11 protein-coding genes are annotated in these 12596 nt (G+C 39.5%); 9 read left to right on the forward strand and 2 right to left on the reverse strand.

Translation table 11 applies throughout. The features are described from left to right. Positions 1–104: 104 nt before the first annotated feature. Positions 105–632: a TetR/AcrR family transcriptional regulator gene (locus bsdcttw_RS10120; protein ID WP_185259251.1), complete on the reverse strand. Its 528-nt coding sequence runs from the start codon at positions 630–632 to the stop codon at positions 105–107. A gap of 118 nt (positions 633–750) precedes the next feature. On the opposite strand from bsdcttw_RS10120, the gene bsdcttw_RS10125 reads away from it, so the two are divergent. Continuing rightward, a complete protein-coding gene (locus tag bsdcttw_RS10125) occupies positions 751–1776 on the forward strand; it encodes an SDR family oxidoreductase (protein WP_185259252.1) in 1026 nt (341 codons plus the stop codon). 194 nt (positions 1777–1970) lie between these two features. Further along, positions 1971–2129 carry a hypothetical protein gene (locus tag bsdcttw_RS24920; protein WP_207726527.1) on the forward strand — a complete coding sequence of 53 codons (159 nt, stop codon included), beginning with the start codon at positions 1971–1973 and terminating at the stop codon, positions 2127–2129. Positions 2130–2522: 393 nt separating this feature from the next. Here bsdcttw_RS24920 and bsdcttw_RS10130 read toward each other — a convergent pair whose 3' ends face one another. Beyond that, positions 2523–2702: a hypothetical protein gene (locus bsdcttw_RS10130; protein ID WP_185259253.1), complete on the reverse strand. Its 180-nt coding sequence runs from the start codon at positions 2700–2702 to the stop codon at positions 2523–2525. 302 nt (positions 2703–3004) lie between these two features. Here bsdcttw_RS10130 and bsdcttw_RS10135 point away from each other — a divergent pair, with 302 nt between their 5' ends. From bsdcttw_RS10135 to bsdcttw_RS10165, 7 genes are all read left to right on the forward strand, one after another. Then, on the forward strand, positions 3005–3691 hold the full coding sequence (locus tag bsdcttw_RS10135) for a response regulator transcription factor (RefSeq protein ID WP_185259254.1): 687 nt from the start codon (positions 3005–3007) through the stop codon (positions 3689–3691). Further along, a complete protein-coding gene (locus bsdcttw_RS10140) occupies positions 3678–4667 on the forward strand; it encodes a sensor histidine kinase (protein WP_185259255.1) in 990 nt (329 codons plus the stop codon). Before bsdcttw_RS10135 ends, bsdcttw_RS10140 begins: the two co-directional genes overlap by 14 nt. A gap of 157 nt (positions 4668–4824) precedes the next feature. Then, complete coding sequence (locus tag bsdcttw_RS10145; protein ID WP_185259256.1) at positions 4825–5511, forward strand: ABC transporter ATP-binding protein; 687 nt, start codon at positions 4825–4827, stop codon at positions 5509–5511. Beyond that, positions 5508–8078: an FtsX-like permease family protein gene (locus bsdcttw_RS10150; RefSeq protein WP_185259257.1), complete on the forward strand. Its 2571-nt coding sequence runs from the start codon at positions 5508–5510 to the stop codon at positions 8076–8078. The genes bsdcttw_RS10145 and bsdcttw_RS10150 overlap by 4 nt, the downstream gene beginning before the upstream one ends. A 94-nt stretch (positions 8079–8172) precedes the next feature. Next, a complete protein-coding gene (locus bsdcttw_RS10155; RefSeq protein ID WP_185259258.1) occupies positions 8173–9060 on the forward strand; it encodes a MerR family transcriptional regulator in 888 nt (295 codons plus the stop codon). A gap of 151 nt (positions 9061–9211) precedes the next feature. Next, on the forward strand, positions 9212–10207 hold the full coding sequence (locus tag bsdcttw_RS10160; protein ID WP_185259259.1) for a carbohydrate-binding protein: 996 nt from the start codon (positions 9212–9214) through the stop codon (positions 10205–10207). A 603-nt stretch (positions 10208–10810) separates the two neighbouring features. After that, complete coding sequence (locus bsdcttw_RS10165) at positions 10811–12595, forward strand: family 43 glycosylhydrolase (protein ID WP_185259260.1); 1785 nt, start codon at positions 10811–10813, stop codon at positions 12593–12595. The last annotated feature ends 1 nt before the right edge of the window (position 12596 follow it).

The raw sequence follows: 12596 nt of genomic DNA on the forward strand, positions 1-12596 counted from the left end.
ACTTTCACGATAGAATAATGAAATTTTGTTTTGATAAAGAAGGGAGCCAATGAGGACGATAGCTTAATCCGGCATTGGTTCTCTTCTTTTTATATTATCTATGATTATAAGTTACTTTCTTCAGTTCTTAAATCAAATTGCTTTAGAAAATCCATTATTTCATTGAGTGGTTTTTGCTGTCCCTCAAGTAACCATTTCCGCCAAATTGCATAAACACCGGCAGACATGAAAGTAGTCCAATAACCTTCGCTGTCAGGGGCATAGAATTTTTTTATTTCTTCGATAAAAATTTGTTGAATAATTGGTTCAAACCCATGATCCGCAGAGATAATTAGTGAATCACCAAACATAGTGAAAAATTCCATCTGGCTGTTATATTTGACAGAGTCTTGTGAATTCTGATGTATGATATCAAAGACAGCCGCAATCTTTGGCTGATAATACTGATACAAAATCTGTTCAAGCCCATCAAAATTGCGGTAAAAAGCCATACGGCTTACACCTGCCCGTTTACAAACCTGAGAAACTGTCAGTGTCTGCAACTTCTCTTTTGCAAGCATTTGTAGAAGTGCAGTTGTGATATAATCCTTTGTATCATTTTTGATAGCTTGTGCATGTTTCGTTGCTGCCATTACAATACCTCTTTCCTTGTCACAGATGATTGTTTCCGTGTTGAATTCAACCTAATGATAGTATATACTGAGGACACTGAGGTTACAAGTGAAACATTAGATAATGGAGGAAATAAGTATGGAAAAAGAATTAGTCTTAGTAACAGGCGGCAGCGGATTCATCGCCGTACACATAATCTTAAAGCTTTTGAATCAAGGATACCGTGTTCGAGCAACCCTTCGAACAATGTCACGTCAGGATGAGGTCAAAGCGATGCTCACTCAGGGAGGTATCACTGATTTTAGTAAACTGGAGTTCATCCAAACAGATTTGACCAGTGACAGGAATTGGATAGAAGCTGTGGACAGAGCAGAATACGTCATTCATGTAGCATCGCCGACACCGGCAACGCGTCCGAAGGATGGCGACGAAATGGTTAAAATGGCAGTGGAAGGTACCTTACGTGTGATGAAGGCAGCGAAAGCAGCAGGTGTTAAACGTGTGGTCCTGACTTCTGCTTCCGGTGCGGTAATAGCAGGGAATAAAGCACACTCTGGACTTTTTACGGAAGAGGATTGGACGAATCTCACAGGTAATATTGATGCATACCAACGCTCGAAAACAATGGCAGAACGTGCAGCCTGGGAGTTTGCAAAGAAAGAGAATATAGAACTTTCCGCTGTCAATCCGGTAGCGGTCATGGGTCCGATACTTGGCAAGGACTATTCTCACTCCAATCAAATTATTAAAGCAATGTTGACGGGTAAAATGCCATATCTCCTAAAAATCGGCTTTGACTGCGTAGATGTCAGAGACGTAGCAGACTTACATCTGCTTGCAATGACCCGTACGGAAGCCCTGGGAGAGCGTTTCCTGGCAACCTCCGGAGAGAATCTGACATATAAGCAGGAAGCAGAAATTCTGCAGAAGAGCTTAGGCAGCGCAGCAAAAAAAGTCTCCACAAAAGAAATGCCGGATTTCTTTATAAAAGTTCTGGCATTATTTAAGAAAGACTTACGTATGCCGGCTACATTTTTAGGCCAGAATACAGCCTGTAGCAACGCAAAGGCCAAAAAGCTGCTTGGCTGGCAGCCAAGATCAGCAGAAGAAGCCATTATAGCGACTGCGAAAAGCATGATTGACCTTGGTTTGACAGAGGAATAGAGTGGGACCGATATCACCATTGACATAAGACAATTAAACTACCATAAGTTATATTTTGCTAACAACAGTATTAATAGACAGAAGTGTTAAAGATGAGTATAATGAGATTAAGGTGTTCCGAATAAGATAAATAGAATAAGCACTTTATTTTCGAAGCATCTTAAATCGAATTAATACTTGAAGGGAAAAGCAAAATGTCAATAAATGATAAGGAAAAAATGAAAAAATTTATAGAAGAGAAAAAAACAAAAGGCGGTTATTTACAGGCTGAAAAAAAGATCGGCTCCGGCAAAGTCGAAAAGAAAAATAAGCATATAGGGCAAGAATTCGCTAGACCTAACAAAATATCATAATAGATTGAATATCTATAAGTGGTTATGGAGAATAGATTCTAATAGAATGGCGGTATAACTTACCGCCACTTTATTGGAACTATTGCAAGAGTACAAAACACATTATAGTGAATATGCCATTTACTACCAAAATCAAAATAAATAATTTGAAATAGAGAATAGCTTTATCGTATAGCGAATCATCGTTCATCTGCGCTTTCTTTAGTGAGTTTATACCAAAGTATAAGAACATACTCCCAATTGCAAATAGAATAAAATATATTATTCCTAAAATAATTTTTAACATAAGGTAAGTCCTTCTAATTTTGATTATAGTTTATCTGAGATTTCATTTCTTCTATAAAAATCAAATCTATCCCCTATCTTTGCCATTATGATGAAAAATTCTTAAGTTTACTTTCTTTGATTGAACTTCCCTTTTATCCGCTCACATATAAAGGCTTCCGCGCCACCGATTAAGCCTACTATTATTGCTTGAAGCCAATAATTATCAAGAGTTATAAAGAGCGTTCGTTGTAATATAAAAGCTATAATAATAAATATTACAATAGCTAAGGTATAAATTTTCCACATATGAATCACCACCTATTGCTTTTGGTATGGCCAGTATCATGACCAGCCTGTCTAATATAATAATTATAGTAGCATTTCCAGTCGTATCAACATTATACCTTGGATTTTTGGAACAATAGGTATACGTACTTTTAACAACCGTTACTTGGGAGAAATACTTGATGGATACCATTAAGCCGCTGTCTGCTTGTATATTTCTGTCATAAGAAATATAATAAGCTTATGGAGGTGCTATACGTGGATCATATAATAACAAAAGAAGCCAGCTATAAAAGAAGTAAAGTAAAGGCGGGTGATAATAAATGAAACGGATTTTCTTAGTTGAGGACGATAAGGCTATCGCTAAGAACCTTATACTGCTACTCCGCTCGGAAGGCTATACAGTCACTCATGCCCCGACAAGAAATGCAGCTCTTGCCGCCCTTGCCGGAAACAAGTTTGACTTAGCATTGGTTGATATTTCTTTACCTGACGGAAATGGCTTCACGGTATGTACAGAAATCAAAGAAACAGAAGATATTCCGGTTATCTTTCTGACTGCTTCCGGTGATGAGGCAAGTGTTGTTACCGGGTTGAACATGGGGGCAGACGACTATATTACCAAGCCTTTTCGTCCCCGGGAATTGATAGCTCGTATTGGAACCGCTCTGCGAAAAAGCAGCCGTTCCGGTTCAGAATATGAAATCCGAGGTCTTTATGTCGACACGGCAAGTGGTATTGTGAAAAAAAACGGCAGTGAGGTTTTTCTTTCTGCCTTGGAATATCGATTGTTACTGGTGTTTCTTAGCAATCCTAAAAGTATTATAACGAGGGTCAGGCTGCTTGACGAACTCTGGGATGCAGCGGGAGAGTTTGTCAATGATAATACCTTGACCGTATACATAAAACGCTTGCGTGAGAAGATAGAAAACGACCCGGCAAATCCGCAAATAATCCTGACCGTTCGTGGTACCGGGTATCGATTGGGGGATTGGCATGCTTCGGAATAGAGAGTTTCGGCAGTTTGTCATTTTGTACTCCGTAATTGCCGCAGGCACTGTAGTACTGGGATTTATAATCAATGTGGCAGCAGGCATCCTTTCCCTATCCGCTGCCGCTGCCTTTGGAGCAAGTTTTTTTCTATTTACCAAAGCCAGGTATAAAAGCATTGAGCAAATATCAGATCAAATAGACCTTGTACTTCATAATGCTGACCATCTGTATATTGGTGAATCAGAAGAAGGTGAGCTTTCTATACTGCAAAGTGAGATTACTAAAATGACACTGCGCATTAGGGAGCAAAATGAAGCACTAAAGAAAGAAAAAGAGCATCTTGCCGATTCATTGGCGGATATTGCCCACCAGCTTCGTACCCCTCTCACTTCAGTAAACCTTATACTTTCCTTACTAGAGAATAATTCGGATGAAAATGAGCGTAAAGCCTTTATGCGGGAAACAGAGGAATTGCTTGTGAGAATGGATTGGCTGATTACTTCACTGCTCAAATTATCCCGCTTGGACGCCGGTATTGTGGTGTTCCAATGGGAATCAATAGATGTAAATAACTTGATTCGAACTTCCCTTCGCCCATTGTTAATTCCAATGGATCTGCATAATATTGAACTGCAAATAAATGCTCCCGCCGGAATGATTATTCAAGGGGATTCCGGCTGGCTTTCGGAAGCAATTCAAAATATTCTTAAAAATTGCATGGAAAGCGCAGGCGAGAATGGGAAGATTGAGATTATCTGTACGGATAATCCATTGTTTACGGAGATTACGATCCACGACAGTGGGTTAGGATTTGAAAATAAAGATTTACCGTGCCTGTTTGACAGGTTTTATCGTGGGAAGAATTCAAGCGCCGAGGGATATGGAATTGGGTTGGCACTCTGTAAGATGATTATAACACGGCAGGGAGGAACGATTACTGCTAAAAATCACCCCCAGGGTGGTGCAATCTTTTCCCTCCGTTTCTCAAAGTGACGAATCTCTCACTTAAAAGTCACAAAGGTGTAAGCTTAAGGTTCTATTATATGGGTATAGGTTGATTGCAATTCAACCTCCAAGGTTTGTGAATGCAGTACTCTTGGCACAAATCTTGAATGCGAAGAAAATATCCGCAGGAAAGGAGACTCACATAATGGAGTTTTTAAAAATTGAAAATCTATGTAAGAGCTACGGAAAAGGTGAGAATCAGGTTATCGCTCTAGACAATGTTTCCCTTACAATTGAAAAAGGAGAGTTTACTGCGATTATAGGCTCCTCCGGTTCCGGTAAATCTACTTTACTTCATATTATCGGCGGAGTGGATGTGCCGACAAGTGGAAAAGTATATTTGGAAGGGCAGGATGTTTATGCAGGAAGCAATGAGAAACTCGCTATTTTCCGCAGACGGCAGGTTGGACTGATATATCAGTTTCACAATCTCATCCCTACCTTGAATGTGGTGGAAAACATCACGTTACCAATCCTGATGGATAAGCGTAAGGTTAACGAGGAACGACTGAATGACCTGCTCCAAATGCTTGGACTGCAGGAACGTAAAAATCATTTGCCTAATCAGCTGTCAGGTGGACAGCAGCAGCGTGTTTCCATAGGACGTGCTTTAATGAATGCTCCGGCCGTAATGCTTGCCGATGAGCCCACAGGCAGCTTGGACAGCCGGAATGGACATGAAATCGTCAAACTGCTCAAAGAAAGCAATAAAAAGTATGGACAGACCCTGCTTCTCGTTACTCATGATGAAAATATTGCTCTGCAGGCAGACCGAATTATCGGTATCTCAGACGGCAAAGTTACGCGGGATGAGAGGATGGTACAGCCATGAATATTTTTAACAAAGTCACCCTGCAAAATATGAAAAAAAGCCATACCCGGACAGTTGTCACGATTATTGGAGTTATTCTCTCGGCCGCTATGATAACAGCAGTTGCTACCTTTGGTACTTCCCTGTTAAATTTTATGTTAAAGGTTTCTGTCCAGAAATATGGTGACTGGCACGTTGAGTTTTTTGATGCTGCCGCCTCTTTTGTACAGGAGAGAGCCCATGATCATAATGTTACCAAAACCGCAGCCTTTGAAAATATAGGATATGCAGACCTTGAAGGAGCAAAAAGCCCTGAGAAGCCTTATCTGTTTATCGCCGGTTTTAATAAAGAAACGTTTGATACCTTGCCTATAAGCTTGATTGCCGGAAGACTGCCCAAGAACAGTGGGGAAATTCTTGTTCCGTCCCACGTTGCTGCAAAGGGCGGTGTAAGATTTAAGGTGGGTGACACAATTTCACTTGCTGTTGGAGATCGCTTGGAGGGAGATAAAAAGCTAAGCCAGCATGACCCTTACCAATACAGGAAAGAAACTCTTGTATCAAAAGTACAGAGAACCTACACGGTTGTAGGCATCTGTAACAGACCTGCTTTTGAGGAACATTCCGCTCCGGGATACACATTGATAACAAAAGCAGATACTGTAGACAAAGCAGACAGCAACAGTCTGTTTGTCACGCTCAAAAATCCCCATAAAGTGAAAGCTTATGTAAACAGCACAGCCGGAGCGGGAGGTTATCTCCTGAATGATGATGTCTTGCGATTCATGGGAATTACAGATAATAAACTGTTCAATGGGTTTTTATATATGGTTGGCAGTATTTTAGTCGCCATAATAATGTTAGGTTCAATTTTTCTGATCTATAATTCCTTTAATATCTCCTTGAATGAACGAACACGACAGTTCGGGATTCTCTCATCAGTTGGTGCCACAGCGAAACAACTGCGAAATTCAGTATTGTTTGAAGGGGTTTGCATTGGAGCCATTGGCATACCCATTGGAGTTATGGTAGGTATAGGCAGTATAGGGCTTATAAATCCAATAGTTGACGGGAAGTTCAGGAATATCCTAAAAAGCACTGTGCCTTTAACACTATCCGTATCCGTACCCGCAATTGTAGCCGCAGGGGCAGTCAGTTTGGTTACCATTCTGATTTCAGCCTATATCCCTGCAAAAAAAGCTGCAAATACTCCCATTATGGAGAGCATTCGACAGACTAATGAAATTAAAACAGATGCGAAAGCCGTGAAAACTTCAAAGCTCACTCAGTATATTTTCGGGTTAGAGGGGACTCTTGCATTAAAAAACTTTAAGAGAAATAAGAGGCGGTACCGCAGCATCGTGTTATCACTCACCTTGAGTGTTGTGTTGTTTGTATCGGGAAGTGCTTTTGGAACAACGTTAAAAAGGCTTTCGAATCAGTATACAGTGGATATTGATTATGATATCTATTTTACCAATCAGGACATGAACGATGGCGAGATGTTTCCCCTTTATGATAAACTAAAAACTGCAGATGGGGTTTACGAAAGCTCTTATCAATCAGTATTAGCGTATTCCTGTTTAGTTAAGGCAGAGGATTTATCAGACAAATACCGGGAATATAGGGGGTATAAGAAGGCTGATGAAACCGTTTCGCTGCCAATGGACATTCAGTTTATTTCGGACAGTGAATATCTGAGTTTTATCAAGGACTTGGGCTTGTCTCCGGAAGAATATACCGGGCAGAACGCAAAAATGGTTGCTGTTGCTAAACAGCGGGTTGCCAGGGAAAACAAAGGGAGCGAATTGTTTGATATATTTGCCAATCGCTCTTTGGATAGTACAGTTGCACCAGAAATTAACAAAAAACCAAAATTGGAGCAGGAACAGAATGTAAACATTACCTTTGTCGATACATATCCGATAAGTCCGCCGCCAAAGCAATCCTCTGAACAAAATTCCAGCGTTTTTATGGTGGTTGCACCTTATTCGCTGAAAGAAAAGTTTGAAACCCCGGATACCCATTCGATTATAGCCCTGGGCTTTTTGTCAAAAAATCCTTCTCAGTCGGTGATTGAAATGGAAAAGATGATTCAAGGTGAGGGAATTACTTCGTCGTATAATCTATACAATGTATATGACTTAGTGGAGCAATACCACAATATGACCTTTGTGATAGATGTTTTTACCTATGTTTTTGTTATTATGATTTCACTGATAGCGGTTGCAAATGTATTTAATACGATATCCACAAGTATCAGACTGCGCAGGCGAGAGCTTGCCATGCTCCGCTCGGTAGGTATGTCCGACAGGGATTTCAATAAAATGATGAACTTCGAGTGTGTCTTTTATGGTATGAGGACATTGCTGTATGGAATTCCGTTGTCGGTAATCTCTTCATGGCTGATATACAAGGGGTTAGTGTCTGCAGAAAAGATGGATAACTTAAATTTTGTATTCCCTTGGGGCAGTATGGTAATCAGTGTGTTCAGCGTACTCTTTATTGTGTTTGTTACGATGTTATATGCTATTAGCAAGATAAAAAAAGAAGATATCATTGACGCACTTCGGGATGATTTAACTTAATGGGAAAACCTGAATTTAAATCTGAAAAGTATTGACCCTGACATTGTGTAATAGTGTAATATATGAGCAAATGAGCAGGAGGTGAAGTATAAATATGAAATCAATAAAACAGGTTTCGGATCTAACGGGTATTAGTGTTCGAATGCTTCATTATTACGATAAAATCGGTTTGTTAAAACCGACTACTATAACAGAAGCGGGATATAGGCTATATGGTGATGAGGCCTTAGAAACTCTACAGCATATACTTTTTTTTAGGGAGCTTGATGTTCCCTTGAAAAAGATGAAAGAAGCTTTGGATGGTTCACAAAACGACAAAGTGCAGATGCTTCATAATCAAAAAGAATTACTTTCCCTAAAAAGAGATAAATTAAATGAACTAATTGGACTTATTGAAGAAAAACTAAATAATAATGGTACTGTAAATTTTAAAGAATTTGATATGAGTGAATATTTTAATGTACTGGAAGCATTTATGCAGGAGCATGAAAATGAAGTTGTCAAGTATTACGGCAGCGTAGAGGAATTCAGCAAAATCCTTGAAACAATGAAATCCAAAGAGTTTGAGGGTGCTAAAATGGCAATCAAACAGTTTGGCAGTATCGAAAAATACACGGAAGCGATAAAAAATAACCTCAGTAATTTGCCATTGATTATGGAAGGGTTTCAGTCAATTAAAGATAATATAGATGTTTATTCAGAACAAATGGATCAATTAATGAAACTTTTGACATCTGATTTAAGTAAAAATCCTTTTTCATCTGATATTCAGGAGATTGTAAAATTAATGGATGATATGGTTAAGGAGCAGAGTGAAATTGTTAAGATGGATATGGGAGAAAACTATTTTGAGCTGATGGCGGATATGTATTTAACAAAGCCCGCATGTACAAAAATCCATGATAAAAAATATGGAAAAGGTGCGACAAAATTTATAGGGGAAGCCCTCAAATACTATAGTGAAAACTGTAAAAGGAAATGAGTATACCTGAAAATCATAGGCATAAAATAATAGCATAACGAATATGATTAGAAGTATTTGCTATGTGTTATGCAACAACCAAAATTGTACGGTTAACTGTGGCCCCGCAGAGTTGAGGCACAGATAATATAAATTACAAGGAGGTTTGATAATGTCTAAAAAGAGGTTTTCTTTAAAAACACTCATGGTAATATTTGCAGTAGCAGTATTAATAACCACATTCTGCCTGACCTTACCTGTGAGTGCTGCTGCCAGAGGTGCATGGGCACCAAATACTGCATATGCAGTAAGTGATACGGTAACTTACAATGGAAGTACTTATACCTGCCGTCAGGCACATACTTCCCTCGTAGGCTGGGAACCATCTAATGTTCCGGCTTTATGGGAATTAGGGGGCGGTACGACACCACCAGCAACAAACGGAGCGACATTCTATGCAGACATAAATTTCGGAGGAACTGCAGTGATACTTGGGGCAGGTAATTATACCTTATCTCAGTTGAATGCAAAAGGGATACCGAATGACTGGATGTCTTCTCTTAAGGTTCCTGGCGGATGGACAGTTGAGGTCTATGAGAATGATAATTTTGGAGGAACGAAATGGACCTACACTTCAGATTCCTCTTGGGTGGGCGATTCTGTAAATGATAAAATGTCATCGGTAAAGATTTATATTGGCTCACCGAACACGTCAGTAACAAAGCCTTCCGAAGTACCAAACAACATCTGGACTTATACAGTGAATGCGGACAATAAATTTGGTAAAGGCGGAGATTTTGCTTTATTACTCTGCGCTGTTATTAAAAAGGAAAGCAGCTTTGGAGCAGGCTTACCGGGTAGTCCCTCAGCCGGTGATGGCTTGATGCAAGTAGAGCCAAACACCCGCAGCGCTTATTTGTCTTTATTCAGCTCAACATTTGGCTACGCATATAACCATAGCAGCGAGCAGGATCAGGTATATCTGGGTGCGCTGATATTAAATGAAAAGATTACAAAGTTCGGTAATATATATAATGGTTTGTTGCATTATAACGGGGGAGACTATTGGTATCCGGGCGCTACGGATTCTTATGGCCGTCCTATTCTGGCAAACTTATATGCAGATGAAGTGTACGGCACATATAAGAGTTATGGCGGAAAGAATTAAGATTTTTCAATTATAATATGATTGCCGGGATTAATGAAATAAAATCCCGGCATTTTTTGTAGATTTTTTGAAAGAAAAGTTATATTATAAGATATTGACAATAATTTACAGATGTGCTATTTTGAAAATAAAACAACAAGGGTAAAATTCATCGATGGATAGTTGGTTCATTAAACAAATGAAGAATATAGAATGTTAAATATCATCAAATAAAAACAAATATATTACATATAAAATACAAAAAATTAAGCATACTCGATGACAGCGGCATCGTAATTATATTTATTAGAAGTTCTTAAGAGATTTTTACCGGATTTCTTACATGAGTGTTTTACTTCGCATCAACTTATAGCATAAATTGGGTAAATCCTCTATCCTGTATTCTAATTCGCCCGGGGATGCAGAATACTTACGGCAGTTTACGGCCGAAGGAGGGGTATTCTACTTGTGACAAGCAAAACATCATGTTTCATTCCGGTACAAATAATACTTTAGGAAAAAGGAGGTGTAAATTTAGTTTCATACTGTCAAGTGAGTAGAGAATGCCTCATTTGAAGAAACATCATTTAACACAATAAAATACCTATTTAGGAGGGAATGAGTATGTTAAAGTTATTAAGCGGAAGTATCAAAGTATTAACAAGATCTCAAAAATTATTTCTAATAGCTTTATTTACGATTATGTTACTGGCAGCACCTTCTGCAGTCTGTTTTGCTCAGAATCCTGTTATCACAAGCATTTATACAGCAGATCCATCTGCACATGTTTGGGCGGACGGTAAAATTTATATTTATGCTTCCCATGATATTGACCCAAATCAAGGCTGTGATTTAATGGACAAGTATCATGTGTATTCTTCTTCGGATATGGTGAATTGGACCGATGAGGGTGAAATATTGAATGCAAGCCAAGTGCCTTGGGGAAGAGCAGAAGGCGGTTTCATGTGGGCACCTGATTGTGCCTATAAAAATGGTACCTACTATTTCTACTTCCCGCATCCAAGTGGTACCGATTGGGGTAATACCTGGAAGATTGGAGTTGCTACCAGTAATAAACCAGCCAGTGATTTTACAGTGCAAGGGTATATTCCAGGACTTGAATCTTTGATTGATCCTTGCGTATTTCAGGATGATGACGGTCAGACCTATCTGTATTATGGAGGCGGCGGTGTCTGCAAAGGTGGGAAACTGAAAGATAATATGATGGAAATAGACGGATCAATGCAAACGATGACGGGGTTAACGGATTTTCATGAAGCGACCTGGGTATTTAAGCGAAATGGCTTATATTATCTGACCTATGCAGATAATCATTCGGATTCAACCGGAGATAACAGACTGCAATATGCTACCAGTACCAATCCGTTAGGACCATGGACTTCCAGAGGAGTATATATGGATCCGACAGATAGCTATTGTGCTCATGGTTCTGTAGTGGAATATAAAGGGCAGTGGTATCAATTCTACTTTGACAGCTCTGTTTCTCATAATGACTGGTTAAGAACTACCTGTGTGGATAAGCTAAACTTTAATGCAGATGGGACAATACAAAAGGTTATAGCAACTACCACCGGTGTACCATCCGTAGGACCGTCGCCAACTCCTAATCCGAACCTGATTAAATATGAAGCAGAGAATGCTGTTTTAGGAAATGGTGCAACCGTTGGAACCGACAGCTTGGCATCGGGTGGAAAATGTATACAGAATCTGCATCTTACCAATTCTTATTGCCAATTTAACAATATAAATGGAGGCACCGGTGGCAGAGCAACAATTGATATCTATTACGCTACCAATGATACAGGTGCGAAGATAGGTTTAACGTTAAATGGAGTTGATTATTCATTTCTGAATACAATTTCTACCGGGGGATGGAATAATTATACCGGCCATACATATCTGACTGTTCCGCTGAATCCAGGTACCGCCAATACAATTAAACTTACCGGCGGAAACGGTGGTGTAAATATTGACTATATCACCATCAGTTCCTTTAATGAGAAGGGAGTTTCAACAGCAAAATACGAGGCAGAGAGCGGGAGCCTTGCAAATGGTGTGGTTATTGCGAATGATAGTGCTGCATCAGGAGGAAAATGTTTGCAAAATATGCATCTTACCAACGCCTCCTGTCGGATTAACAATATCGATGGTGGCAGCGGCGGAAGTAGGACATTAAAGATTAGTTATGCTTCCAACGAGGCATCAACGATTACAGTAATTGTGAACGGGACTCCTGCAGGAACGCTCAGTTGCACAGCTACCGGCGGTTGGAGTACTTTTACCGGCAGTATTCAAAAATCTATTACATTGAATTCCGGGACAAATAATAATATTCAATTTGTAGGTGGAAATGGAGGCATTAATCTGGATTATATAACGATCCAGTAAG

The sequence above is a fragment of the Anaerocolumna chitinilytica genome, assembly GCF_014218355.1.
In the GTDB taxonomy this organism is placed as follows: domain Bacteria; phylum Bacillota; class Clostridia; order Lachnospirales; family Lachnospiraceae; genus Anaerocolumna; species Anaerocolumna chitinilytica.